The sequence below is a fragment of the Gemmobacter sp. genome, from assembly GCF_046292685.1.
Classification (GTDB): Bacteria; Pseudomonadota; Alphaproteobacteria; order Rhodobacterales; family Rhodobacteraceae; genus Wagnerdoeblera.
This window is the reverse complement of record NZ_JBKBQM010000044.1, coordinates 1-23,737: the sequence shown is the minus strand read 5'-3', so window position 1 is coordinate 23,737 and position 23,737 is coordinate 1. Positions and strand designations below refer to the sequence as shown.

The window sequence follows — 23,737 nt, the reverse complement described above, 5'->3', positions numbered from 1 at the left end:
GCTGAACAGCGACCCGCTCGTCTCGTCCGTCCCGCGCATCATCACCCCCACCGTTGTCGTGCAAAGGGTGAAACATGTTCCTAACTCCGGGTCGAGGGCTGACTTCTTCAGCAGCCTGCTAGACCGCGATCGGCGCGAGGCTGGCCAGCACCCCGGCCGTCAGCCCTGCCCGCAGCCGCATCCACCAGTCCGGCGCCAGCCCCGCGCGCCAGAAATGCCAGTCCAGCGCCAGCAGCCCCACAAAGCCCGCCATCAGGTTGATCGCCGCCGAAACCGGCCCGCCCCCCACCATGAAAAACGCCCAGAGCGCCGGAATGACGCTCAGCCCATAGCCCTGCGCCGCCTCGGCCCCCTCGGCCCGGGTGGCGAACCCCCACAGCACCCCCGACATGAAGGCCAGGATCACCGTTCCATAGGCCAGCCCGACATAAGGCCCGGTGAACCGCCCCCCCAGCGTCGCCGCCGACCAGTCGGCCAACGCCGGCACCAGCACCGTCACCCCGCCCCAGGCAAAGGGGATCAGCCCGGCAAGGCCCAGGATCAGCGCGGAACGGGGAACGGGGGTCATGGTCGGTCGGGCTCCGAAGGGGGGTCAGGCATGTGGCGCGCCATCTGGGGCGGCGGCGGGCGGCGGCAAGGGGGGAGGCGAAGGCGGCGCCGGGCTCAGCGCACGATCACCTCCAGCGGGTCGTAAAGGATCCCCTCGCCCCAGGCTGCGGCGGCCGGGCTGTCGGGCTTGTGGCGCAGCCCCGCCAACTCGGCCTGCGTGACAAAGCGCCGCTCGGTCACGATGCCTTCGGGGTCGGTCCAGCGGTCGGGAATGGCGCCCCGGATCGTGCAGCGGAAATAGATGTCCACCTGGTGAAACCCGCTGGCCGGGTCGTGGAATTCGTTGACCAGACAAGGCGCCCCCACCTCGACCGTCAGGCCGCATTCCTCGTGCACCTCGCGCGCCAGGTTCTCGGGCAGCGACTGCCCGGCATGCACCCCGCCCCCCGGCGCGCACCACAAGTCGGACGTGTGGGCGGGCCAGGCGTTCACGATCAGCAGCCGGTCCTGATGCAGGATCACGGCCCGGGCGGCAAGGCGGGGAGAGCGCGGTTTCATGCCCGATTTCTGGCGCCTCTCACGCGGAAATGTCCAGCCCGGACTTGCGCCGCCACGACCTTGCCCCCAAGGTCGCGCCGCATGAAGACCCTTCTGCCGATCCTCGCCGCGCTGCTGCTGCCGGCCGCCGCCCCCGCCCGCGCCGATTGCGTGGTGCTGCTGCACGGGCTGGCCCGCACCGAAGCCTCGCTGCTGGTCATGCAGGCCGCGCTGGACTCCAAGGGCTACACTGTCGTCAACCGCGGCTACCCCTCGAAAAGCGCGCCGGTGGACGAACTGGCCGAAGCCCACGTCGGCCCCGCAGTGGCCGAATGCCCGCAGGATGGCAGCGCGATCCATTTCGTGACGCATTCGATGGGCGGCATCCTGCTGCGGCTCTGGCTGCTGGAACACCGGCTGCCCAACCTCGGCCGCGTGGTGATGCTGGCGCCGCCCAACAAGGGCTCCGAGCTGGTGGACGCGCTGGGCACGATGGGGGCGTTCGAATGGGTGAACGGCCCGGCAGGGCTCCAGCTGGGCACCGGCGTGGCCTCGGTGCCGCGCAGCCTGCCGCCGGTGGATTTCCCGCTGGGGGTAGTCGCCGGCGACCGCTCGCTGAACCCGATTTCCTCGGCCATCATCCAGGGCGCCGACGATGGCAAGGTCTCGGTCGAAAGCACCCGGGTCTATGGCATGGCCGACCACATCACCCTGCCGGTCACCCACACCTTCCTGATGAATTCGCCGCTGGTGATCGCCCAGGTGCTGGAATTCCTGGCGCATGGCCGCTTCGACCCGACCATCGACCTGGCCGAGGCCGCCCGCCGCCTTGCGCCCTGATCAGTGGGCGTTCACCGGGGCAAAGTCGTGCTGGCGCGCCAGCGCAAAGGCCAGCCGGCGGTCGCGCACCAGGGCCAGCCGCTCGCCATCGGTGCGATGCACGGCATAAATGGTTTCCAGCCCCTCGGCCTGGGCGCGCAGGGGCTCGGGCAGTTCGGAAACCGGAACCGGGCGGACATAGACGATGCGGTCGCCGGTTTCGGGGCCGAAGTCGAAAGGCGTGTCCATGGGGATCTCCTCTCTCAGACACTGACGATGCGGATGGTCTGCACAACGGGTTCGGGCACCACGCGGCGCAGGTCGACGTGCAGCAGGCCGTTTTCCAGCCGGGCCCCGGCCACCTCGACCCCGTCGGCCAGCACGAAGCTGCGCTGGAACTGCCGGGCCGCGATGCCGCGATGCAGGAAGACGCGGGTTTCCTCGCCATCGTCCTGGCGGCCGCGGATCACCAGTTGCCGATCCTCGACCGTGATCTGCAACTCGCCGTCGCGGAACCCCGCCACGGCCAGCGTGATGCGATAGTCGTTTTCGCCCAGACGTTCGATGTTGTAGGGCGGGTAGCCATCGGCACCCGCCTTGGCGGTGCGTTCGACCAGCCGTTCCAGCTGTTCGAACCCCAGAAGAAAGGGGTGCCCCCCGAAGCTGCCTTTTGTCATCCGCGATGCCCTTGTTGCAAGCGACATGTCCGGCAGGCCCCGCCATCCGGGCGCCTGCACGAGCAATATGGGAAAGCCGCGCGCCCGCGGCAAGCCCCCCGGAATTCTTCCCCGCGACGCCGCGAATCGCTATACTGCTGCGACGGTAGCCCACGACTCGGACCCAAGAAGCCAGCGATGAACGCCCCCACCGAACTGAACAGCGAAGACGTGATCCGCATCCGGATCGAGGTGATGCGCCGCGAACACCGCGACCTCGACGAGGCCATCCATGCGCTCGAAGCCTCGGGGCGCGGCGACCAGCTGACGTTGCGGCGGCTCAAGAAGCAGAAGCTTGCGCTGAAAGACCAGATCGCCCGCCTGGAAGATCGCCTGATCCCCGACATCATCGCCTGACCCGCGTTGACCGCGCGGCCCTTGCGGGCTACTGCGCGCATGGCAAGCCAGGGGGCGCAGATGGGCGGAACGGTGGATGTTGGCATCATCATGGGCAGCCAGTCGGACTGGCCCACGATGAAGGAAGCGGCGGCGATCCTCGACGAACTCGGGGTGGCCTACGAGGCGCGCATCGTTTCGGCGCATCGCACGCCCGACCGGCTGTGGAGCTATGGCAAGACGGCCGTGCAGCGCGGGCTGAAGGTCATCATCGCCGGGGCCGGCGGGGCGGCGCATCTGCCCGGCATGATGGCGTCGAAAACCCGGGTGCCGGTGATCGGCGTGCCGGTGCAGACCCGCGCCTTGTCGGGGGTGGACAGCCTGTATTCCATCGTCCAGATGCCCAAGGGCTTTCCGGTGGCCACCATGGCCATCGGGGCGGCGGGCGCGGCCAATGCCGGGCTGATGGCGGCCGGGATCCTCGCGCTGAACGACCCCGCGCTGGCCGCCCGGCTGGACGCCTGGCGCGAGGCGCTGTCCGCCTCCGTCCCCGAGGAGCCGCAGGATGACTGATCCGCTTGCCCCCGGCGCGACCATCGGCATTCTGGGCGGCGGCCAGCTGGGCCGGATGCTGTCGGTCGCGGCCTCGCGTCTCGGGTTCCGCTGCCATGTCTATGAGCCGGGCGCCAACCCGCCGGCGGGCGATGTGGCCCATGCCGTCACCACCGCGGCCTACGAGGACGAAGCCGCCTTGCGCGCCTTTGCCGCCGGGGTGGATGTCATCACCTACGAGTTCGAGAACATTCCCACCGCAGCACTCGACCTCTTGGAAACCCTGCGCCCGATCCGGCCCGGCCGGCGGGCGCTGGCCGTCAGCCAGGACCGGGTGGCGGAAAAGAGCTTCCTCAACGGGCTGGGGCTGGCCACCGCGCCCTGGGCGCCGGTGGACGATGCCGCAGGGCTGGCGGCGGCGCTGGCCGCCATCGGCACCCCGGCGATCCTGAAAACCAACCGGCTGGGCTATGACGGCAAGGGCCAGGCCCGCATCCTCGCGCCCGAGGATGCGCCGGCGGCGCTGGCCGCGATGGCCGGGCAACCCGCGGTGCTCGAAGGCTTCGTGCCGTTCTCGGCCGAGGTTTCGGTCATCGCCGCGCGCGGCGCCGATGGGCAGGTGGCCGCCTTCGACCCCGGCGAGAACGTGCACCAGGCCGGCATCCTGCGCACCACCACGGTGCCGGCGCGCCTGTCGGCCCGCCAGCGCACCGATGCGGTGCTGATCGCGGCGCGCATCCTGAACGCGCTGGATTACGTCGGCGTGCTGGGGGTAGAGCTGTTCGTGACCCCGCAAGGGCTGCTGGTCAACGAGATCGCGCCGCGGGTGCACAATTCGGGCCACTGGACGCAACAGGGCTGCGCCGTGGACCAGTTCGAACAGCACATCCGCGCGGTCGCCGGCTGGCCGCTGGGCGACGGCAGCCGGCATTCCGACGTGGTGATGGAAAACCTGATCGGCGACGATGTGCACCGCGTGCCCGACCTTGCGCGCGAAAGCGGCGTGGCGATTCACCTCTACGGCAAGGGCGCGCCGCGCCCCGGGCGCAAGATGGGGCACATCAACCGGGTGAAGCCCCGCGCCTGAGCGGCCTGCCCCTTTCACCTTGATCCAAATATCCTCGGGGGGTGAATGCGCCGCGCCCGCGGCGCAGAGGGGGCGCGAGCGCCCCCTTTCCCCCGCTCTCCGACGCAGGCATGCCGCGGCCAAGCAAAAGGCGCCACCCTTGCAGATGGCGCCGTTCGGTCGGTGCGTGCCGGATCAGGCCTTGATGAGGCCCATCGATTCCAGCTTCAGGATGACCTGCTGGGCGCAGTAATCCACGTCCAACCCTTCGGTATCCAGCCGCAGTTCGGGGTTTTCCGGCGCCTCGTAGGGGTCGGAGATGCCGGTGAACTCCTTGATCTTGCCTTCGCGTGCCAGCTTGTAGAGGCCCTTGCGGTCGCGCTTTTCGCATTCCTCGACCGAGGTCGCCACATGCACCTCGATGAAGGCGCCGTAAGCCTCGATCATCTCGCGCACGGCGCGGCGGGTGGCGGTGTAAGGCGCGATGGGGGCGCAGATGGCGATGCCGCCGTTCTTGGTGATCTCCGACGCGACATAGCCGATGCGCTTGATGTTGATGTCGCGGTGTTCCTTGGAAAAGCCCAGTTCCGACGACAGGTGCTTGCGCACCACGTCGCCGTCCAAGAGCGTCACCGGGCGGCCGCCCATTTCCATCAGCTTGACCATCAGCGCGTTGGCAATGGTGGACTTGCCCGAGCCCGAGAGCCCGGTGAAGAATACGGTGAAGCCCTGCTTGGCGCGCGGCGGCGAGGTGCGGCGCAATTCGGCCACCACCTGCGGGAAGCTGAACCATTCGGGGATATCCAGCCCCTCGCGCAGGCGGCGGCGCAGTTCGGTGCCCGAGATGTCCAGCACGGTGCAGCCTTCGGGCACCTCGTTCGCCGGGTAATACTGCGCCTTTTCCTGCACGTAGACCATGTGCTTGAAGTCCACCATGGTCACGCCGATCTCGGCTTCGTGCTGCTTGAACAGGTCCTGCGCGTCGTAGGGGCCGTAGAAATCCTTGCCCTGGCTGTTCTTGCCGGGGCCGGCATGGTCGCGGCCGACGATGAAGTGCGTCACGCCGTGGTTCTTGCGGATCAGGCCGTGCCAGACCGCCTCGCGCGGGCCGGCCATGCGCATGGCCAGGTTCAGCAGCGACATGTGCGTGGTCGAGGCCGGGTACTGGTCCAGCACCGCCTCATAGCAGCGCACGCGGGTGAAATGGTCCACGTCGCCCGGCTTGGTCATGCCGACCACGGGGTGGATCAGCAGGTTGGCTTCTGCCTCGCGCGCGGCGCGGAAGGTCAGTTCCTGGTGCGCGCGGTGCAGCGGGTTGCGGGTCTGGAAGGCCACGACCTTGCGCCAGCCCAGCTTGCGGAAGAAGGCGCGCAATTCGTTCGGCGTGTCGCGGCGGGCCTTGAAATCGTAGTGCACGGGCTGCTGGATGCCGGTGACCGGGCCGCCCAGATAGACCGGGCCCGCCACGTTGTGCAGGTAGTTGATGGCCGGGTGCGCCAGATCGTTGGCGCCGTAGCCGAACACCTTTTCGGCCTCGCGCACCTTGTTCGGCACCCATTTGTCCGACACCGACATGATGGCCAGGATCACGCCTTCCTGGTCGCGCAGCGCGATGTCGGTGCCCGGTTCGATCTTGTCGGCAAAGGCCTGGCTCACGTCCAGCGTGATCGGCATGGGCCACAGCGTGCCGTCGGCCAGGCGCATGGTGTCCACGACGCTGTCGTAATCCGCCTCGCTCAGAAAGCCCTTCAGCGGGTTGAAGCCGCCGTTCATCAAGAGCTCCAGATCGCAGATCTGGCGCGGCGTCAGATCCCACGACAGCAGGTTGCCTGCCTCGACTTTCAGCTTCTGGGCGGATTCGGCCGAAACGTAAAGCTCGGGGATCGGCGTGGTATTGGGCATGGTCATGGGAGACTCGGCTTTCTTCGGAAAATGCGTTTCGGCGCGCTGCGCCATGCAGGGGCGCCATAGACCCGGGTGCCACCGGATTTCAAGCCGGAAAGGCGGTTTTTCGCGGCGGACGGCGAAAAAGCACCGCTTTGGGGCCGATGGCGGCCGGCTTGCAGCAGAACGCCCGGACCGATGGGTCCGGGCGCCCGCAGGGCAGACACGAGGGAGGAGGAGATCAGCCCTTGACGAACTCGGGGTAGGCTTCGAGACCCAGCTCTGCCTTGTCGAGGCCGGCCATCTCGTCTTCCTGGCTGGGGCGCAGGCCCATCGTGGCCTTGAGGATCAGCCAGACCACGGCCGAGACCACGGTGACGAAGATGCCGATGGCGGCAAAGCCGATGAACTGCATGGCGAACGAGGCGTCGGCGGTGTAGAACGGCACCGCCATCGTGCCCCAGAAGCCGGCCATCAGGTGCACCGGAATGGCGCCGACCACATCGTCGATCTTCAGCTTGTCGAGGAAAGGCACGGCGAAGACCACGATGATGCCGCCCACGGCGCCGATCCACAGCGCGCCGAACAGCGTGGGGTCCAGCGGGCCGGCGGTGATCGAGACAAGGCCGGCCAGCGCGCCGTTGAGCACCATCGTCAGGTCGATCTTCTTGTAGAGCACCTGGGTCAGGATCAGGGCGGCGACGGCACCGGAAGCGGCGGCCATGTTGGTGTTGGCGAAGATCACCGAAATCGCGTTGGCATCCGCCGCCGTGCCCATCGCCAGCTGCGAGGCGCCGTTGAAGCCGAACCAGCCCAGCCACAGGATGAAGGTGCCCAGCGTCGCCAGCGCAAGGTTGGAACCCGGCATCGGGTGCACCCGACCGTCCTTGCCGAACTTGCCCATGCGCGGCCCCAGGATCACCGCCCCGGCCAGCGCCGCAAATCCGCCCGCCGCGTGCACCAGAGTGGAGCCGGCGAAGTCCGAGAACCCGGCTTCCTTCAGCCAGCCGCCGCCCCACTGCCAGGACGCCTCGATCGGGTAGATGAAGGCGGTGAGGATCACGGTGAAGATCAGGAAGGGCCACAGCTTGATCCGCTCGGCCAGGGTGCCCGAGACGATGGAGGCGGTGGTGGCGCAGAACATCAGCTGGAAGAAGAAGTCCGACCCGGCGGAATACCCGGTGGCAAGGTCGGGGTCGCCGCCGATGTCCTTGGGCGAGAACAGCGTGCCGACATAGCCCGAAATCGTCCAGCCGTCGCCGGGATACATCAGGTTGTAGCCGATGGCCCAATACATGATGCCGGCAATGGAAAACAGCGCGATGTTCTTGGTCAGCTGCATGGTCACGTTCTTGGAACGCACCAGCCCGGCCTCGAGCATGGCAAAGCCGGCCGCCATCCAGAACACCAGGAACCCGCCGATCAGGAACAGCAGGGTGTTGAAGATGAAGGCGGTTTCCACGGCGCCGGCAAAGGCGGGTGCCTCGGCCGCGGCTTCGGTGGCGGCGGCGGCGGTTTCCTGCGCCCAGACCGGCAGGGCGGCCAGGGCCACCGCAGGCAGCGCCGCAAGGGCGGGAAGTTTGCGAAGGAACGTCATCTGGGTCATTTTCCCCTGTCTGCGGTTCAAAGCGCGTTGTCGTCGGTTTCGCCGGTGCGCACGCGCACCGCGGCTTCGACATCGAGAACGAAGATCTTGCCGTCGCCGATCTTGCCGGTGGTGGCGGTGCGGCGGATGGTGTCGACGACCTGGTCGGCCATGCTGTCGCTGACCACGAGCTCCAGCTTGACCTTGGGCACGAAGTTCACCGCATATTCCGCGCCGCGGTAGATTTCGGTGTGACCGGACTGGGTGCCGAAGCCTTTGATTTCGGTCACCATCATGCCGCGCACGCCGATGGCGGTCAGCGCCTCGCGGACCTCCTCGAGCTTGAACGGCTTGATCGCTGCTAGGATGAGTTTCACGTCGACCCCCTTGTTCTGGCGATGGCCCGCGCGGGCCTCTGAGGGCAGAACAGGGCAGGTTGCAGGCGCAGCACAACGACGGCCGCAGGTTTCGCAGCTGCAAAAACTGCAATCAGACAACCGATTTGCACAAATCGCAGGCGATGCCTAAAAATTGAGCGGTCTCCAGATGCGAATCGGCTGGCCTTTCTGCTTCGCCTTCGGTCTGTTCCGGGGTATTGTGGCGCCAACAAGGCAAAGGCCCGAACGGGCGGACAGGCACGATGAGCGCAAGAGGATCAGGCAAGACGCCGCTGGTGGCACCGCGGCGAGGCGGGGGCACGCGCAAGGCGGCACCCGCGCGCAAGCCCGCGGCCAAGGCACCCCGGCCGCCGCGCCGCGGCGGGCTGAGCGGCGCTTTGTCGGCGCTGGTGGCCTGGGTCTGGCGGCTGGTCTGGGGCACGCTCTGGCGGGTGGCCGCGGTGCTGGCGCTGATCGTGGGGGCGACCTCGTGGTATTTCCACCAGCAGTTGCCCGAACTGTCCTCGCTGCTGGACGGGCGGCAGCGCGGGTCGGTGACCATGCTGGACCAGGAAGGCGACGTGTTCGCCTGGCGGGGCGAAACCTTTGCCCAGGTCAGCGCCGACAGCGTCTCGCGCCATCTGCGCAACGCCATCGTCGCCACCGAGGACAAGCGGTTCTACCGCCATTTCGGCATCTCGCCGCGCGGTATTGCCAGCGCGATCCGCATCAACCTGTCCGAAGGGCGCAGCGCCTTTCAGGGCAACGGCGGTTCGACCCTGACGCAGCAGGTGGCCAAGCTGCTTTGCCTCGGCGTGCCCTACGACGCCGCCACCTGGAAGACCGAAGCGGATTACGAGGCCGACTGCCGCCGCGGCTCGATCGCGCGCAAGCTGAAGGAAGTGCCCTTTGCCTTTGCGATGGAGTGGAAATATACCAAGGACGAGATCCTGACGATCTACCTCAACCGGGCCTATCTGGGTGCCGGCGCGCGCGGGTTCGATGCGGCGGCGCAGCGGTATTTCGGCACCTCGGCCGCCAAGGTGACGCCGGCGCAGGCGGCGATGCTGGCGGGGCTCTTGGTGGCGCCGTCGTATTACGCGCCGACGGGCAACCTCAAGCGCGCGCAGGACCGGGCGGCGGTGGTGCTGCGCCTGATGCACGACCAGGGCTACCTGACCGATGCCGAACTGGCCGAGGCGCTGGCCAACCCCGCCACCCTGTCGCCGGCCGCCACCCAGCGCGCCGGCGGATACTTTGCCGACTGGGTGATGGAAACGGTGCCGCGGTTCCTGAGCCGCGGCACGACCGAGGATGTCATCATCCACACCACGCTGGACCAGCACCTGCAGCGCGCGGCCGAAAGCGCGCTGTCCCATGTGTTCGAAACCAGGGTGCGCGAGGGATCCAGGGCGCAGGCGGCGGTGGTGGTGATGTCCTCCGACGGGGCGGTGCGCGCGATGGTGGGCGGGCGGCAACCGGCAGCACCGGGTGCCTTCAACCGCGCCACCCAGGCCCGGCGCCAGACCGGCAGCGCGTTCAAGCCCTTTGTCTATGCCGCGGCACTGGACATGGGCTGGTCGCCCGCGGATTTCGTCGAGGACAGCCCGCTGACCATCCGCATACCCGGTTCAGGCCCTTGGTCGCCGCAGAACTATACCAAGGAATTCAAGGGCGTGGTCACGCTGACCGAGGCCTTGAAGCATTCGCTGAACATTCCGGCCGTGCGCGTGTCCGAGGCGGTGGGCCGCGATGCGGTGCGCAAGGTGGCCGAGGAATTCGGCATCGTCTCGGACCTGGCGCAAGGCCCCGCGCTGGCGCTGGGCGTGTCGGAGGCGACGCTGGTCGAGATGACCGGGGCCTATGCCGGCATCCTGAACGGCGGGTCGGCCGTGACGCCTTATGGCCTGCTGGACCTGCGCCTGACCGGAGAGAAGACGCCGCTGATCACCCGCTCCGGCGGGATCGGCGAAAGGGTGATCCGCGAGGATGCCGCGCGGTATCTGACCTACATGCTGATGCAGGTGATCGAAAGCGGCACCGGCACCCGGGCGCGGCTGCCTGGCCGGCAGGCCGCCGGCAAGACCGGCACCACCCAGGCCGCACGCGATGCCTGGTTCGTCGGATTCACGGCGGACTATGTCGCCGGGGTCTGGCTGGGTTATGATGACAACACACCCCTGACCGGGGTCACCGGCGGCGGTCTGCCCGCCGAAATCTGGAAAGAGGTCATGCTGCGCGTTCACGAAGGGCTGCCCGCCCGCCCGCTGCCCGCCAAGGTGCCCGAACCCCGCCTGCCGCCGGCACCGGCCGGCAGTTCCGTGGGCGCCACCTCCGAAGCCGTGCCGCAAGGGCCGAATGCCCCCCCGCCGGGGCCGGAGCCCGATCTGGCGCAGAAGATCCTGAACGAGGTTCTGGGCACCATTCTGGGCGGGCGCTGGTAAACGGGGCGGCGTGGGCCCGGCGGGGCGGAAAGGCTTGCGATGCTGGTGCTGCACTGGGCGCCCGACAATGCCTCGCTGATCGTCCGGCTGGCGCTGGAGGAGCTGGGCCTGCCCTGGCGCGCGGTGCTGGTGGATCGCCGTGCCGAGGCGCAGAAATCGGCCGCCTATCTGGCTTTGAACCCCCAGGGGCTGATCCCGGTGCTGGAAACGCCGCACGGGCCGATCTGGGAAACGGCGGCCATCCTGCTGTGGCTGAGCGAACAGACCGGCCGCATGCTGCCGCCGCCGGGCGACGCAGAGCGCGGGGCCGGGTTGAAATGGCTGTTCTTCCTGTCGAACACCCTGCATGCCGACCTGAAGATGCAGTTCCATCCGGCCCGCCATGCGACCGACCCGGCGGCGGTGCAGGCACCGACCAGGGCCCGATTGCAAGGGCATTTCCGGCTGCTGGACGATCTGGCAGGGCAGGGGTGGCGCTGGTTCGGCGCCGAGGCGCCATCGATGCTGGATTGTTATGTGGCGGTGGCGATGCGCTGGGCCGCGCTTTACACCGCCGGGGCGCCGCGCTGGTTTTTTGCCGAGGATTACCCGGCGTTGCAGGCCTTGGCCCGGCGGCTGGAGGCGCGCCCGGCGGCGCTTGCGGCCGCCCTGGCCGAAGGGCTTGGGCCGCGACCTTTTGCCGATCCGCAGCCTGTGCGCCGCTTGCCCTGACGGTTGACGCGCATCAAGGCGGCGGCCGGTCTGGCGCTGGCGGTCGGTGCGGGGCTGGCCCTGCGCCGCGCCGACCTGCGCGACGACCGGTGCACGATGGCAAACTTGCGGGCCCGGGCTGGAAAGCCGCCGCTTCGGCGGATTCACCCTTCCGGCCCGGGTCGAGCTGGGCAACCTGTGGGGCACGCCGGATGTCGCGCCGTTGTTCCGCGCCGAGGTGCTGTCGGCCCGGTTCTGGCCCCGGCCATGGCGCGATTGCGCGCGGCATGTCGCTTGCGGCCATGGCAGCGGCGGCGTTCCGGGCCATATCTGCCCCAAACCGGGGGAGAGGCGCGATGTTCCTGTCTGTGTTCGAGATGTTCAAGGTGGGGATCGGCCCCTCGTCCAGCCACACGATGGGGCCGATGGTCGCTGCGGCGCGGTTTCTGGAGGCGCTGCGCGCCTCGCCCTTTCATTTTCACGGCTTGCGCGCGTCGTTGCACGGGTCGCTGGCCTTTACCGGGGTGGGCCACGCCACCGACCGCGCCACGATCCTGGGGCTGGCGGGCTTTCTGCCCGACAGCTACGACCACGACAAGGCCGAGGCGGCCTTGGCCGCGATCCGGGAAACCCGCATGATCGAGGTGCCGGGGCTGGGGGCGCTGGCCTTCGACCCCGCGCGCGATCTGGTGTTCGATTACGGCCCGGCGCTGCCGGGGCACGCCAACGGCATGATCCTGCGGGGCCTCGACGCGCAAGGCGACGTGATCCTGCAGGAAACCTATTATTCCATCGGCGGCGGCTTCGTGCTGACCGAAGCCGAATTGCAGGCGGGCGAGGCGGGCAAGGCGAAGGTCGCCGTGCCCTACCCGTTCGAGACGGCGGCACAGATGCTGGAAATGGCGGCGCGCTCGGGCCTGTCGGTGGCGCAGATGAAGCGCGCGAACGAACTGGTCGTGCGCCCGGCCGCCGAGCTGGACCGCGGCCTTGCCCGCATATGGGAGGTGATGAACGCCTGCATCGACCGCGGGATGCAGGCCGAAGGCATCCTGCCCGGGGGGCTGAAGGTGCGCCGCCGGGCACGCGGCATCCATCAGGCGCTGATCGCCGAACGCGGGCTGAACCTGACCCCGCCGCATACGATCAACGACTGGATGAGCCTTTATGCCATGGCGGTGAACGAGGAAAACGCCGCCGGCGGCCAGGTGGTGACGGCGCCGACCAACGGTGCGGCCGGCGTGGTTCCGGCGGTGATCCGGTATTGGCTGGACCATGTGCCGGGCGCCTCGGCGGCGAAGGTGGGGGATTTCCTGCTGACGGCGGCGGCCATCGGGGGGTTGTGCAAGCATAACGCCAGCATCTCGGGCGCGGAATGCGGATGCCAGGCCGAGGTGGGCAGCGCCGCGGCGATGGCGGCGGCGGGGCTGTGCGCCGTGATGGGCGGCACGCCGATGCAGGTGGAAAACGCCGCCGAAATCGCGCTGGAACATCACCTGGGCATGACCTGCGACCCGGTGAAGGGGCTGGTGCAGGTGCCCTGCATCGAACGGAACGGGCTGGGGGCGATCAAGGCGGTGTCGGCGGCCAGCCTCGCCTTGCGCGGCGACGGGGTCCATCTGGTCAGCCTCGATGCCTGTATCGAGACGATGCGCCAGACCGGCCACGACATGCACGAGAAATACAAGGAAACCTCGCTGGGCGGGCTGGCGGTAAACGTGCCGAACTGCTGAACGGGACGCGAGCGCGGCGCCCCGTTGCGCCACGCCCGGGGGGGGGGCGGCCGCGGCGCGGCGGTCAGCGGTTGCGGCGGAAGGCGGTGCGGAAATCGGCCAGCGCAAAGGCGCCGATGGCAAAGCCGGTGGCGAAATAGGCGACGATGCCGCTGGCGACCAGCGCCGCCAGCGCCGTATAGCGCCAGCCGGGCAGCGCCAGCACCGGGCCAAGCGCCACCTGCACGGCCCAGAGCACGCCCCCCATCACCGCCGAGGACACGGCGATGCGCCAGAACCGCCGGCGCAAGCGGTCGTCCGCGCGGGTTTCCACGCCCATGCGGCGCGTGCCGAGCCACAGTTGCAGCAGCATGAACCAGCCCGAAACCGTGGTGGCCAATGCCGCAGCGGCAAAGCCGATCACCGGCAACAGGCCGATGGCGAAGGCCGCATTCACGATCATGGCCACCACCGCATAAAGGAAGGGGCGGCGCGTGTCCTCGCGGGCGTAATACAGCGGTTGCAGCGTCTTTTGCAACACGAAGGCCGGCAGGCCCAGGCCATAGATCGCCAGCGCCAGCGCGGTGCTCGCCACATCGTCGGGGCCGAATTCGCCGCGCCCGAACAACACGTCGATCAGCGGCAAGGCGATCACCACCAGCGCCACCGCCGAAGGCAGCGTCAGCGCCAGCGCGAATTCCGTGGCACGGTTCAGCGAGGCTCGCCCGCCTTCGCCGTCGCCGGCCCGCAACCGGCGCGACAGGTCGGGCAGCAGCACCGTGCCGATGGCGATGCCCACCACCCCCAGCGGCAACTGATACAGACGGTCGGCGTAGGAAAGCCAGGCGACCGCACCTTCGGTAAAGCTGGCGACCTGGCGCCCGACCAGCAGGTTCACCTGCACCACGCCACCCGCCAGCATGGCCGGCGCGGCAATCACCGCCAGCCGCCGCAGGTCGGGCGTCAGCCGGGGCCAGCCGGGCAAAAGCACGAAACCGACCCGCGCCGCCGACCACCAGGTGAAGGTCAGTTGCGCGATGCCGGTCAGCGGCACCGTCCAGGCCAGCGTCAGGCCCATGTCCCAGCCGAACCGGTCGGCCAGCAGCATCGCGGCGATGAACATCAGGTTCATCAGCACCGGCACGAAACTGGCTTCGGTAAAGCGGCCGAAGGCGTTGAGCACCCCCGACAACAGCGCGACCAGGCTGATGAACAGGATGTAGCTGAACCCGATGCGCCCGAACAGCACCGCAAGGTCAAAGCGTTCGTCGCCGGCGAAACCCGCCGCCATCGCCCAGACCAGCCAAGGCATCGCCAGCGTGCCGAGGATGGAGAACACCAGCAAAAGCCAGGTCATGCCGCTGAAGGCGTCGCGGGCAAAGCGCTGCGGGTCGTCGCCGCCTTCGAGCTTCTTGGCGAACATCGGCACGAAGGCCATGTTGAAGGCGCCTTCGGCGAAAAAGCGGCGGAACATGTTGGGCAGCGAAAAGGCGATGAGAAACGCCTCGGCCACCGGGCCGGCGCCCAGATAGGCCGCCATCATCACATCGCGGGCAAAGCCCGCCCCGCGCGACAGCAGCGTCCAGCTGCCCACCACAAGGGCCGAACGGATCAGGCGGATGGGCTTCATGCCTGCCGCGCCCGTTCGGCGCCTTCGGCAATGGCCTGGCGCAGCTTGCGTTCCAGCGAGTCCTGCTTGGCCTTGGTGTGCAGCTTCAGCCCGAACATGTCCTTGACATAGAAGGTGTCCACCACCTGCGCCCCGAAGGTGGCGATCACCGCGCTGGCGATATAGATGTTCGCCCCCGCCAGCGTGCGCGTTAGGTCATAGAGCAGGCCAGGCCGGTCGCGGGTATCGACCTCGATGATGGTGTAGATGTCGGAGCCTTCGTTGTCGAAGGTGATGGTGGTGGGAAAGCGGAAGGCGCGTTCGCGCTTTTTCACCTTGTCGCGATCCTTCAGCGCCTCGCGCGCCACCACCTCGCCTTTCAGGGTCTTTTCGATCATGCTGCGCAGGCGGGGCAGGCGCGCGACCTCGTAGGGGTGGCCGTCGGCATCCTGCACCCAGAAGACGGCGGTGGCGTAGCCGTCCTTGGAGGTATAGGTGCGCGCATCCACCACGTTCGCCCCCACCAGCGCCAGTGCCCCGGCCAGGCGCGAGAAGATGCCGGGGTGATCCTCCAGCACGAAGGCGGCGCGGGTGGCATCGCGGGTATCCTCGGGGTGCAGGTCGATGCGCACTTCGCCCGGGCCGATGCCGTTCAGCAGGCGGGCAAAGACCACATGCGTTTCGGTCGGCAGGCCTTGCCAGTAGGGGCCGTAGTGGCGGTCGGTCTCGGCCTTGAGCGCGGCGCGCGGCCAGTCGGGCAGGGCCTCGCGCAAGGCGCGCTTGGCCTCGTCCTCGCGCATCGAGCGGCTGACGGCCTCCAGCCCGTTGTCCAGCGCCTCGGCGGTGTCGTGGTAAAGCCGGCGCAGCAGCATGGCCTTCCAGTTGTTCCAGGTGGTCGGGCCGACGCCGCGGATGTCGCAGACCGTCATCACCGTCAGCAGGTCCAGCCGCTTGCGGCTGCCGACCATGCGGGCGAAATCGCGCACCGTGCGCGGGTCCGAGATGTCGCGTTTCTGTGCCACGTCGGACATCAGCAGGTGGTGGCGCACCAGCCATTCCACCGCCTCGGATTCCTCGGGCGTCAGGCCCAGCCGTGGGGCCACCCGCCGCGCGATCAGCGCGCCCAGCACGGAATGATCCTCGGGGCGGCCCTTGCCGATGTCGTGCAGCAGCAGCGCGACATACAGAACCTTGCGGTTCACCCCGCCCTTGAGGATGGCCGAGGACAAGGGCAACTCCTCGACCAGCTCGCCCCGTTCGATCCGGTCCAGCACGCTGATGCACTGGATGGTGTGTTCGTCCACCGTGTAGTGGTGATAGACGTTGAACTGCATCATCGCCACGATCGGCTCGAACTCCGGCACGAAGGCCGACAGCACGCCCAGTTCGTTCATGCGTCGCAGCGCGCGTTCCGGGTTGCCGTGTTTCAGCATCAGGTCCAGAAAGATGCGCTGCGCCTCGGGGTCGGTGCGCATGTCGTCGTCGATCAGGTGCAGGTTCGCGGTCACCAGGCGCATCGCGTCGGGGTGAATCAGCAGCCCGGTGCGCAAGCCTTCCTCGAACAGGCGCAAGAGGTTCAGCTTGTCGGCGACGAAGGCATCCGGGTCGGCCACGGTCAGGCGGTTGTGCAGCACCTTGTAGCCGGCGCGCACCTTGCGGCGGCGGGCGAACAGCCCTTCCAGCAAGGGGGCCTTCTTGACGTGGCGTGCCTCCAGCGCGGTCAGGAAGATGCGGGTCAGTTCGCCCACGCGGGTGGCGTGGCGGAAATAATCCTGCATGAAGTATTCCACTGCGCGGCGGCCTTCGGTATCGGCGTAACCCATGCGGTCGGCCACCTCGACCTGAAGGTCGAAGGTCAGCTGGTCCATCGCGCGCCCGGCAATATAGTGCAGATGGCACCGCACCGCCCAGAGAAAGGTCTCGGCCTGGCGAAAGCGGTAATATTCCTCGGGCGAGAACAGACCGTGATGCACGAGGCCCGCAGCGCTTTCGGTGCCGTGCAGGTATTTCCCGATCCAGTAGAGCGTCTGCAGGTCGCGCAGGCCGCCCTTGCCTTCCTTGACGTTGGGTTCCAGCACATAGCGCTGGCCGCCTTGCTTGCGGTGGCGGTCGGTGCGCTCGGCCAGCTTGGCCTCGATGAACTCGGCGGCGGTGCCGGCAAACAGTTCGGCGCGCAGATCGCGGCGCAGGGTATCGGACAAGGCGATATCGCCGGTAATGAAGCGCTTTTCCAGAAGCGCGGTGCGGATCGTCATGTCCTCGCGCGCAAGGCGCAGGCAATCCTTCAGGCTGCGTGTGGCGTGGCCCACCTTCAGCCGCAAGTCCCACAGCATGTAGAGCACGGATTCGACGACGCTTTCCGCCCAGGGCGTCGTCTTCCACGGCGTCAGGAACAGCAGATCCACATCCGAATGGGGGGCCATTTCGGCCCGGCCATAGCCGCCGACGGCCAGCACGGCCAGACGTTCGCCTTCGGTCGGGGTGGCCAGCGGGTGCAGATGCGTGGTCGCCACCTCGACCGCCGCCGTCACCAGCAGGTCGGTCAACAGCGATTGCGCGCGCACCAGCGCCCGCGATGCCCGCGGTGCGGCCAGAAAGGCGGCGGCGAGCCGGTCGTTGCCCACGGTGCGCGCTGCCGCGAGATGCCGCACGGCAATGCCCCGGCGGCTGCGCGGGTCGGCGTCTTCGGGGGCCGCGGCGAGGTCGCGCGCGATCGCTGCCCGCAAGGCGGGCAGGTCGATCAGCAGGTCGGCCGGGCAATCGGTGTCGTCGGACAGGACCAGCGCGGGCGCCGGGTCAGAACCCGGCGCCGCCGAAGCTTCTGGGGGCAGGATCAATCACGACCACCTGTCTGTTGCGGATCTCGGCGATGGCGAGGGCGCGTTCGTTGGTGCCGTCGCTGCGCAGCCGGAACGTGCCGCCGACCCCGGCAAAGCCCGAGGATTGCGTCAGCGCCTCGCGCGACAGGGCATCGGCCCGCCCCGAGCGGACCAGCGCACCGATGGCTGCGATGCCGTCATAGGCAAGGCCGGCGATGGGGTGCGGCGCCTCGCCATAGGTCGCCTGATAGCGCGACTGGAACGCCTGGTAGGTCACCGGGTCGGGCAGCGCGAACCAGCCGCCCTGCACGCCCGGCAGCGCCAGCGTGGCTTGCGGAATATCCCACCGGGTCAGGCCGAGGTAGCGCGCCATGGCCGGTGTGACGCCCTGGTCACGCAGCATCTGGGTGATGAGCGGCAGCGACCCCGCCGTATCGGCGGTAAAGAACAGCGCATCGGCGCCCACGGCGCGGGCGGTGGCGGCGATCTGCGGTGCGGCCTGCACCACGCCGTTCTGCGAAAACTCGTACCCCACGGTCGAGGCCAGCGTCGAACCCGACCCGGCCACCGCGCGGGCGATGGCGGCGCGTCCGGCCTCGCCGGCCGGGGTACGGTCGTGCACGATCATCACCTTGCGCTGGCCCTGGCTTGCGGCATAGCGCACGAGGCGGCGGGCGGTGTTCTCGAACGTCGGGCCGAGGACAAAGACGTTAGCGCCGGCGATGTCGGCATTGTTCGAAAAACTCAGGACGTTGACGCCATTGGCCGCCACGGCGACCCCTGCGGCGTTGGCCTCCTGCGCAAAGACCGGGCCAAGGATGATGCGCGCGCCGTCGGACACGGCGCGCTGCGCGATGGCCCCCGCGGGCCCCGGCTGGCCTGCGGTCTGGTAGACCCTGAGGTCGATGCGCACCCCGCCCAGGTCGGCAATCGCCATGCGGGCTGCGTTTTCCAGCGAACGGGCCAGAAGCTGATCGGTCGCCGAGCTCGAGGCGCCCGGCACCATCAGCGCCACGGCGACCGGGGCGTTGGGGTCGATGGCGGGGCCCTGGCCGGCGGTTCCGACAGGCTCGCAAGCCGCAAGGGCAAGGGCGGCCAGAGCAAGACCCAAGCGGCCCAACGACTTGCGGGCCCGACGCAAAACGGCAATCATCTTCACTCTCCCGGGGTGATGCGGTCGCTTCGCGGACGGTAAGGGTTTCAGGCCGCGAAGTAAACTTGCCTCGGGCAGGGGAATCCCATGACAGACGCCGATCCGCCGATTCACGCCCCCGGCCCGCGCCGGCCAGAACCGGGCCTGCACCTGGTGGCCACCCCGATCGGTGCTGCGCGCGACATCACCCTGCGCGCGCTGGACATTCTGGCCGGCGCCGATGTGCTGGCCGCCGAGGATACCCGCACCCTGCGGCACCTGATGGAGATTCACGGCATCGCGCTGCAGGGGCGCCCGCTGGTCGCCTATCACGATCACAATGGCGAGACCGCCCGCCCCCGGATCCTGGCCGCGCTGGCCGAAGGAAAGTCGGTGGCCTACGCCTCCGAGGCCGGAACGCCGCTGGTGGCCGACCCCGGCATGAAACTGGCCCGCGCGGCCATCGAGGCCGGTCACCGGGTTTTGGCCGCCCCGGGACCCTCGGCCGTGCTCGCGGCACTGAGCGTGGCCGGGCTGCCCACCGACCGCTTCCTGTTTGCCGGGTTTCCTCCGGCCGCAGCCGGCGCACGCGCCGCATGGCTCAGGGAACTGGCCGAGGTGCCCGCGACCCTCGTGATCTACGAAAGCCCGAAACGCATTAGCCGATTGTTAGGGGAAATGTCGGATGCTCTGGGAGGATCAAGGGAAAGCGCCGTGTGCCGGGAACTGACCAAGCGATTCGAGGAGGTGTCGCGGGGAACGCTGGCAGAGCTTGCCGAACGATTCGCGGGTCAGGAGTCGAAAGGCGAAATCGTGGTCGTGGTCGATCGACCCGGCGAAGCCGCCGCAAACCCGGCCGATGTGGAAACGGCGCTGCGCGCAGCCCTTGCAGCACCCGGGGCGCACCTGAAACAGGTGGCAGCTGCGGTTTCGGAACGGTTCGGATTGCCGCGGCGCGATGTCTATCAACTCGCCTTGCGTCTGGCAGAAAGGGAGTAGGCGATGGCTGGAATTGTCGGGTATCTGTCCGGGCTGGCCGCAGAGGCGGCCGTGGAGCGGCGTTACGAGGAGGCCGGGCAGCGGATTGCGGCGCGGCGTTGGCGTGGCACGTGGGGCGAAATCGACCTGATCGCGCGCGAGGGCGAAACGGTCGTCTTTGTCGAGGTGAAAAAGGCCGCCACCCACGCCAAGGCGGCCGAACGGCTGGGGTGGCGCCAGGTGCAACGGATCTGGGCCGCAGCGCAGGAGTTTCTGGAAGGCGAGCCGCGACGCGGCCTGACCGATGTGCGTTTCGATGTCGCGCTGGTCGATTCAATGGGGCGCGTCGAAATTCGGCAGAATGCCTATGCCTGACCCTTCCTTGCATCGCCGCGGCGCCTGAGGCATCTAGGGCCGAGAGCAGCTCGGAGGGCGAAAATGAAGGTGGCCTTGCAGATGGACCCGATCGGGGCCGTCAACATCGATGCGGACAGCACCTTCCGGATCGGACTCGAGGCGCAGGCGCGCGGGCACGAGCTGTTTTTCTACACGCCGGATCGGCTGGCCTATTCGGAGGGGCGGGTCACGGCGCGAGGCTGGCCGGTGGATCTGCGGCGGGTCAAGGGCGACCATGTGACCTACGGCGCCGAAACCGAGGTCGATCTGGCAGACTTCGATGTGGTCTGGTTGCGGCAGGATCCGCCGTTCGACATGGGTTACATCACCACCACGCACATTCTGGAGATGATCCATCCGCGGACGCTGGTGGTGAACGATCCCTTCTGGGTGCGCAACAGCCCGGAGAAACTGCTGGTGCTGCGTTTTCCCGACCTGACGCCGCCCACCACCATCGCGCGCGATCTGGCGACGATTCGCGATTTCAAGCATCGGCACGGCGACATCATCCTCAAGCCGCTTTACGGCAATGGCGGTGCGGGGGTGTTCCGGCTGGATGCCAACGACCGCAACCTTTCGTCGCTTTACGAAATGTTCACCGGGATGAGCCGCGAGCCGATGATCGTGCAGAAGTTTCTGCCAGCAGTGTCGAAGGGCGACAAGCGGGTGATCCTCGTGGACGGCGAGCCGGTGGGGGCCATCAACCGCGTTCCGCAGGAAGGCGAGACGCGATCGAACATGCACGCCGGCGGGCGGCCGGAGCCGGTCGGCCTGACCGAGCGTGACCGCGAGATCTGCGCCCGGATCGGGCCGGTTCTGCGCGAAAAGGGGCAGGTGTTCGTCGGGATCGACGTCATCGGCGACTGGCTGACCGAGATCAACGTCACCTCGCCCACCGGCATCCAGGAGCTCGAGCGGTTCGATGGCACCAATGCCGCGGCATTGATCTGGGACGCGGTCGAGGCGCGCCGCGCGCGGCAGCGCTGAGGCGAGGGCGCGCGCCGGGTCAGGCCCGGGCGCCGGTAACGAGCCGATAGCCGATGGCTTCGGCGACGTGGGGCCGGCGCACCTGGTCGGACCCGTCGAGGTCGGCGATGGTGCGGGCGACCCGCAGCACGCGATGATACCCGCGTGCCGACAGGCCGAAGCGCGTGGCGGCGCGGGTGAGCAGCTCCCGTCCTTCGGCGTCGGGGGTGGCCACCTGTTCCAGGAGGGCGCCTTCGGCATCGGCGTTCACCCGGATCTCGGGGTGAGCGGCATAACGACGATCCTGCAAGGCGCGAGCAGCGGCCACCCGGGCGGCCACGGTGGCCGACGAATCGCCCGAGGGCGGCAGGTCGAGGTCCGAAAAGGCGACCGGCGGCACCTCTAGCCGCAGGTCGAACCGGTCCATCAGCGGGCCCGAGATCCGGCCGAGGTAGTCTTCGCCGCAGATCGGCGCGCGCGAGCAGGCCCGGGCCGGATCGGCCAGGTGGCCGCACCGGCAGGGGTTTGCGGCCGCGACCAGCAGGAAGCGGCAAGGGTAGCGCACATGGGCATTGGCCCGGGCCACCATCACCGACCCGGTTTCGATCGGCTGGCGCAGGGTTTCCAGCACCGGGCGGGGGAATTCGGGCAGTTCGTCCAGAAACAGCACGCCGTTGTGGGCCAGCGACACCTCGCCCGGTTTTGCCCCGCGACCGCCGCCGATGATGGCGGCCATCGAAGCCGTGTGATGCGGTTCGCGGAAGGGGCGCGCCCGCGAGATGCCGCCTTCGGTGAGCAGCCCGGCCAACGAATGGATCATGCTGGTTTCCAGCGCCTCGACCGGCGAGAGCGGCGGCAGGATGCCGGGCAGACGCGCGGCCAGCATCGACTTGCCCGAGCCGGGACTGCCGACCATGACCAGGTGGTGCCGGCCGGCGGCGGCAATTTCCAGCGCGCGCTTGGCGCGTTCCTGGCCCTTGACATCGCGCAGGTCGCGCGCCGAGGCGGGCAGCGACACTTCGCCGGCCCGCGCGGGGGGCAAGGCGATCTGACCGGTGAAGTGGCGCAGCACATCGTTCAGCGTTCCGGCGCCCAGCACCTGTGCGGCACCGACCCAGGCGGCTTCGGGCCCGCAGGCGCGCGGGCAGATCAGCGCCTTTTCCGCCTCGGCCGCGGCCAAAGCGGCCGGAAGGGCGCCCAGCACCGGCACAAGCCGGCCGTCCAGCGCCAGTTCGCCAAAGGCGACCGCGGCTTCGGCCGCCTCGCGGGGGATGACGTCGAGTTCGGCCAGCAGCGCCACCGCCACCGCCAGATCGAAGTGCGAGCCTTCCTTGGGCATGTCGGCGGGTGAGAGGTTGATGGTCACCCGCTTGGACGGCAGCGCGATGGCCAGCGCGTTCAGCGCCGCCTTGACCCGTTCGCGCGCCTCGGACACCGCCTTGTCGGGCAGCCCGACGATGCCGAAGGACGGCATGCCCGGCACCACGGCGCATTGCACCTCGACCAGGCGTGCCTCGACCCCTTCGAAGGCCACCGTAAAGGTCTTGGCCACCATGCCCGCCGCTCCTTGCCCGATTGGTTAACGGGTAAGGACCAAGTGTTTACGAATGGTAAATGGCCATGAAGTCCGGCCAGGCGCCGGCATCGGCCACGGTCTTGTCGCGGCAGAAGGCATTGCAGAACCCCCAGGTCCGACCACCGATGTTGGCCAGGTGCGAGACAGGACGCCCCGAACAGGGGCAAAGCGGGTTTTCGGGCACCCCGGTTTCGGTCGCGCGGGCCGGGATCGGGGCCGGGCCGGGCCAGGGGCGCGTCGGGTCATCGCGCCGGTAGAAGGTCTGGTCGGCGCCATCGACCATGCCCATCGCCCGCCAGCGGCGAAACGACGGGTGCGCCAGATGCGCCGCAACATAGGCCGCGGCGGCAGGGCCGACCGGCAGGTTGTAGGTGGTAATCCGGGTGGCAACCGGGGCAAAGAACGCATCCGCCACCGAATAGGGGCCGCACAACCAGTCGCCGCCGGCGCCCGTCGCCGCGCGCGCCCAGGCCCAGAGCGTTTCCAGCCGGAACAGATCGTCCAGCACCGCTTGCGGCGGCTCGCATCCGGTATAGCTGACGCGCAGGTTCATCGGGCAATGGCTGCGCAGCGCGCCGAAGCCGGCGTGCATTTCGGCCGCCAGCGCCCGCGCCACCGCGCGCGCGGCGGGGTTTTCGGGCCAATGGCCGGCTTCGGGGTGGCGGCTGGCGATTTCTTCGGCAATCGCAAGGCTTTCGGCAATGACCACGCCTTCGGGCAGGCGCAAGGCGGGGGCGGTGCGCGCCGGGGCAAAGCCGACCATCAGCCGGGAAAAGTCGTCGGAATAAAGCCGCCCCAGCTGCGTGGTCACCGGCAGGCCGAAGGCATCGAACACCAGCCAGCCGCGCAGCGACCAGCTGGAATAGCTGCGGTCGCCGATGGGCGTTGTTGCAGAACTCACGCTTGAGGCATGATGCCCCTTTCCCCGCCATCGTCAGGCGACACGTACGATCTCGGCCGTTCCGAGAGCCGAGAAGCGGTTCATCAGTGCGACGCG

The 23,737-nt window shown here is 68.7% G+C and carries 22 protein-coding genes; 10 read left to right on the top strand and 12 right to left on the bottom strand.

Translation table 11 applies throughout. The features are described 5' to 3' along the window. Positions 1–118 precede the first annotated feature (118 nt). Both ACK4S2_RS12145 and ACK4S2_RS12140 read right to left on the bottom strand, forming a co-directional pair. The gene (locus ACK4S2_RS12145) at positions 119–568 is read right to left on the bottom strand and encodes a DUF3429 domain-containing protein (protein WP_409624597.1); all 450 of its coding nucleotides are present in this window, start codon (positions 566–568) and stop codon (positions 119–121) included. Between the two features lie 95 nt (positions 569–663). After that, positions 664–1,107 carry an NUDIX domain-containing protein gene (locus tag ACK4S2_RS12140; RefSeq protein WP_409624594.1) on the bottom strand — a complete coding sequence of 148 codons (444 nt, stop codon included), beginning with the start codon at positions 1,105–1,107 and terminating at the stop codon, positions 664–666. Between the two features lie 81 nt (positions 1,108–1,188). Between ACK4S2_RS12140 and ACK4S2_RS12135 the strand changes: the two genes are divergently transcribed. Beyond that, positions 1,189–1,926 carry an esterase/lipase family protein gene (locus ACK4S2_RS12135; protein ID WP_409624591.1) on the top strand — a complete coding sequence of 246 codons (738 nt, stop codon included), beginning with the start codon at positions 1,189–1,191 and terminating at the stop codon, positions 1,924–1,926. On the opposite strand, the gene ACK4S2_RS12130 is transcribed toward ACK4S2_RS12135, so the two are convergent. Together ACK4S2_RS12130 and ACK4S2_RS12125 are read right to left on the bottom strand one after the other, a co-directional pair. After that, on the bottom strand, positions 1,927–2,154 hold the full coding sequence (locus ACK4S2_RS12130; RefSeq protein WP_409624588.1) for a DUF1150 family protein: 228 nt from the start codon (positions 2,152–2,154) through the stop codon (positions 1,927–1,929). 14 nt (positions 2,155–2,168) lie between these two features. After that, a complete protein-coding gene (locus ACK4S2_RS12125) occupies positions 2,169–2,582 on the bottom strand; it encodes an Hsp20 family protein (protein ID WP_409624585.1) in 414 nt (137 codons plus the stop codon). Between the two features lie 177 nt (positions 2,583–2,759). On the opposite strand from ACK4S2_RS12125, the gene ACK4S2_RS12120 reads away from it, so the two are divergent. The 3 genes from ACK4S2_RS12120 to ACK4S2_RS12110 are packed head-to-tail and all read left to right on the top strand — an operon-like array spanning position 2,760 to position 4,596. Next, a complete protein-coding gene (locus ACK4S2_RS12120; RefSeq protein WP_409624582.1) occupies positions 2,760–2,978 on the top strand; it encodes a YdcH family protein in 219 nt (72 codons plus the stop codon). Between the two features lie 60 nt (positions 2,979–3,038). Continuing rightward, positions 3,039–3,530, top strand: a complete 492-nt coding sequence (gene purE / locus ACK4S2_RS12115) for a 5-(carboxyamino)imidazole ribonucleotide mutase (protein ID WP_409624579.1) — start codon at positions 3,039–3,041, stop codon at positions 3,528–3,530. Further along, positions 3,523–4,596 carry a 5-(carboxyamino)imidazole ribonucleotide synthase gene (locus ACK4S2_RS12110; protein ID WP_409624576.1) on the top strand — a complete coding sequence of 358 codons (1,074 nt, stop codon included), beginning with the start codon at positions 3,523–3,525 and terminating at the stop codon, positions 4,594–4,596. The genes purE and ACK4S2_RS12110 overlap by 8 nt, the downstream gene beginning before the upstream one ends. Positions 4,597–4,770: 174 nt before the next feature. Here the strand turns inward: ACK4S2_RS12110 and ACK4S2_RS12105 are convergent, their stop codons facing one another. From ACK4S2_RS12105 to ACK4S2_RS12095, 3 genes are all read right to left on the bottom strand, one after another. Then, a complete protein-coding gene (locus ACK4S2_RS12105) occupies positions 4,771–6,483 on the bottom strand; it encodes a bifunctional sulfate adenylyltransferase/adenylylsulfate kinase (RefSeq protein WP_409624573.1) in 1,713 nt (570 codons plus the stop codon). A gap of 217 nt (positions 6,484–6,700) precedes the next feature. After that, positions 6,701–8,056 carry an ammonium transporter gene (locus tag ACK4S2_RS12100; RefSeq protein WP_409624571.1) on the bottom strand — a complete coding sequence of 452 codons (1,356 nt, stop codon included), beginning with the start codon at positions 8,054–8,056 and terminating at the stop codon, positions 6,701–6,703. Between the two features lie 26 nt (positions 8,057–8,082). Next, positions 8,083–8,421, bottom strand: coding sequence for a P-II family nitrogen regulator (locus ACK4S2_RS12095; protein ID WP_409624568.1), 339 nt, complete (start codon positions 8,419–8,421; stop codon positions 8,083–8,085). A gap of 263 nt (positions 8,422–8,684) precedes the next feature. On the opposite strand from ACK4S2_RS12095, the gene ACK4S2_RS12090 reads away from it, so the two are divergent. The 3 genes from ACK4S2_RS12090 to ACK4S2_RS12080 all read left to right on the top strand — a co-directional run bounded on the left by ACK4S2_RS12090 (position 8,685) and on the right by ACK4S2_RS12080 (position 13,285). After that, positions 8,685–10,865 (top strand): transglycosylase domain-containing protein, encoded by a 2,181-nt coding sequence (locus tag ACK4S2_RS12090; RefSeq protein ID WP_409624565.1) that lies wholly within the window; start codon positions 8,685–8,687, stop codon positions 10,863–10,865. 39 nt (positions 10,866–10,904) lie between these two features. Beyond that, on the top strand, positions 10,905–11,576 hold the full coding sequence (locus ACK4S2_RS12085) for a glutathione S-transferase family protein (RefSeq protein ID WP_409624562.1): 672 nt from the start codon (positions 10,905–10,907) through the stop codon (positions 11,574–11,576). A 335-nt stretch (positions 11,577–11,911) separates the two neighbouring features. Further along, complete coding sequence (locus tag ACK4S2_RS12080) at positions 11,912–13,285, top strand: L-serine ammonia-lyase (protein WP_409624559.1); 1,374 nt, start codon at positions 11,912–11,914, stop codon at positions 13,283–13,285. A gap of 64 nt (positions 13,286–13,349) precedes the next feature. Here the strand turns inward: ACK4S2_RS12080 and murJ are convergent, their stop codons facing one another. Genes murJ through ACK4S2_RS12065 form a run of 3 tightly spaced genes read right to left on the bottom strand, consistent with a single transcriptional unit; the run spans position 13,350 to position 18,845 of the window. Further along, the gene (murJ, locus tag ACK4S2_RS12075) at positions 13,350–14,894 is read right to left on the bottom strand and encodes a murein biosynthesis integral membrane protein MurJ (protein ID WP_409624555.1); all 1,545 of its coding nucleotides are present in this window, start codon (positions 14,892–14,894) and stop codon (positions 13,350–13,352) included. Beyond that, positions 14,891–17,704, bottom strand: coding sequence for a [protein-PII] uridylyltransferase (locus tag ACK4S2_RS12070; protein WP_409624600.1), 2,814 nt, complete (start codon positions 17,702–17,704; stop codon positions 14,891–14,893). Before ACK4S2_RS12070 ends, murJ begins: the two co-directional genes overlap by 4 nt. Continuing rightward, on the bottom strand, positions 17,670–18,845 hold the full coding sequence (locus tag ACK4S2_RS12065; RefSeq protein WP_409624552.1) for a penicillin-binding protein activator: 1,176 nt from the start codon (positions 18,843–18,845) through the stop codon (positions 17,670–17,672). The genes ACK4S2_RS12070 and ACK4S2_RS12065 overlap by 35 nt, the downstream gene beginning before the upstream one ends. Positions 18,846–18,932: 87 nt before the next feature. Here ACK4S2_RS12065 and rsmI point away from each other — a divergent pair, with 87 nt between their 5' ends. The 3 genes from rsmI to gshB all read left to right on the top strand — a co-directional run bounded on the left by rsmI (position 18,933) and on the right by gshB (position 21,185). After that, on the top strand, positions 18,933–19,823 hold the full coding sequence (gene rsmI, locus ACK4S2_RS12060; RefSeq protein ID WP_409624549.1) for a 16S rRNA (cytidine(1402)-2'-O)-methyltransferase: 891 nt from the start codon (positions 18,933–18,935) through the stop codon (positions 19,821–19,823). Positions 19,824–19,826: 3 nt separating this feature from the next. Then, positions 19,827–20,177 (top strand): YraN family protein, encoded by a 351-nt coding sequence (locus tag ACK4S2_RS12055; RefSeq protein WP_409624546.1) that lies wholly within the window; start codon positions 19,827–19,829, stop codon positions 20,175–20,177. A gap of 63 nt (positions 20,178–20,240) precedes the next feature. Then, positions 20,241–21,185: a glutathione synthase gene (gene gshB, locus ACK4S2_RS12050; protein ID WP_409624543.1), complete on the top strand. Its 945-nt coding sequence runs from the start codon at positions 20,241–20,243 to the stop codon at positions 21,183–21,185. A gap of 19 nt (positions 21,186–21,204) precedes the next feature. On the opposite strand, the gene ACK4S2_RS12045 is transcribed toward gshB, so the two are convergent. Together ACK4S2_RS12045 and ACK4S2_RS12040 are read right to left on the bottom strand one after the other, a co-directional pair. Beyond that, on the bottom strand, positions 21,205–22,719 hold the full coding sequence (locus ACK4S2_RS12045; RefSeq protein ID WP_409624540.1) for a YifB family Mg chelatase-like AAA ATPase: 1,515 nt from the start codon (positions 22,717–22,719) through the stop codon (positions 21,205–21,207). Positions 22,720–22,765: 46 nt separating this feature from the next. Beyond that, positions 22,766–23,641: a glutathione S-transferase gene (locus ACK4S2_RS12040; RefSeq protein WP_409624537.1), complete on the bottom strand. Its 876-nt coding sequence runs from the start codon at positions 23,639–23,641 to the stop codon at positions 22,766–22,768. Positions 23,642–23,737: the final 96 nt, after the last annotated feature.

Bases quoted from the DNA above. Each gene is read 5' to 3' on its own strand.
- ACK4S2_RS12100 (WP_409624571.1), bottom strand. From the start codon at position 8,056: ATGACGTTCCTTCGCAAACTTCCCGCCCTTGCGGCGCTGCCTGCGGTG.
- ACK4S2_RS12110 (WP_409624576.1), top strand. From the start codon at position 3,523: ATGACTGATCCGCTTGCCCCCGGCGCGACCATCGGCATTCTGGGCGGC.
- ACK4S2_RS12145 (WP_409624597.1), bottom strand. From the start codon at position 568: ATGACCCCCGTTCCCCGTTCCGCGCTGATCCTGGGCCTTGCCGGGCTG.
- ACK4S2_RS12045 (WP_409624540.1), bottom strand. From the start codon at position 22,719: ATGGTGGCCAAGACCTTTACGGTGGCCTTCGAAGGGGTCGAGGCACGC.
- ACK4S2_RS12140 (WP_409624594.1), bottom strand. From the start codon at position 1,107: ATGAAACCGCGCTCTCCCCGCCTTGCCGCCCGGGCCGTGATCCTGCAT.
- ACK4S2_RS12120 (WP_409624582.1), top strand. From the start codon at position 2,760: ATGAACGCCCCCACCGAACTGAACAGCGAAGACGTGATCCGCATCCGG.
- ACK4S2_RS12125 (WP_409624585.1), bottom strand. From the start codon at position 2,582: ATGACAAAAGGCAGCTTCGGGGGGCACCCCTTTCTTCTGGGGTTCGAA.
- ACK4S2_RS12085 (WP_409624562.1), top strand. From the start codon at position 10,905: ATGCTGGTGCTGCACTGGGCGCCCGACAATGCCTCGCTGATCGTCCGG.
- purE (WP_409624579.1), top strand. From the start codon at position 3,039: ATGGGCGGAACGGTGGATGTTGGCATCATCATGGGCAGCCAGTCGGAC.
- ACK4S2_RS12130 (WP_409624588.1), bottom strand. From the start codon at position 2,154: ATGGACACGCCTTTCGACTTCGGCCCCGAAACCGGCGACCGCATCGTC.
- ACK4S2_RS12135 (WP_409624591.1), top strand. From the start codon at position 1,189: ATGAAGACCCTTCTGCCGATCCTCGCCGCGCTGCTGCTGCCGGCCGCC.
- ACK4S2_RS12090 (WP_409624565.1), top strand. From the start codon at position 8,685: ATGAGCGCAAGAGGATCAGGCAAGACGCCGCTGGTGGCACCGCGGCGA.
- ACK4S2_RS12065 (WP_409624552.1), bottom strand. From the start codon at position 18,845: ATGATTGCCGTTTTGCGTCGGGCCCGCAAGTCGTTGGGCCGCTTGGGT.
- gshB (WP_409624543.1), top strand. From the start codon at position 20,241: ATGAAGGTGGCCTTGCAGATGGACCCGATCGGGGCCGTCAACATCGAT.
- murJ (WP_409624555.1), bottom strand. From the start codon at position 14,894: ATGAAGCCCATCCGCCTGATCCGTTCGGCCCTTGTGGTGGGCAGCTGG.
- rsmI (WP_409624549.1), top strand. From the start codon at position 18,933: ATGACAGACGCCGATCCGCCGATTCACGCCCCCGGCCCGCGCCGGCCA.
- ACK4S2_RS12080 (WP_409624559.1), top strand. From the start codon at position 11,912: ATGTTCCTGTCTGTGTTCGAGATGTTCAAGGTGGGGATCGGCCCCTCG.
- ACK4S2_RS12055 (WP_409624546.1), top strand. From the start codon at position 19,827: ATGGCTGGAATTGTCGGGTATCTGTCCGGGCTGGCCGCAGAGGCGGCC.
- ACK4S2_RS12105 (WP_409624573.1), bottom strand. From the start codon at position 6,483: ATGACCATGCCCAATACCACGCCGATCCCCGAGCTTTACGTTTCGGCC.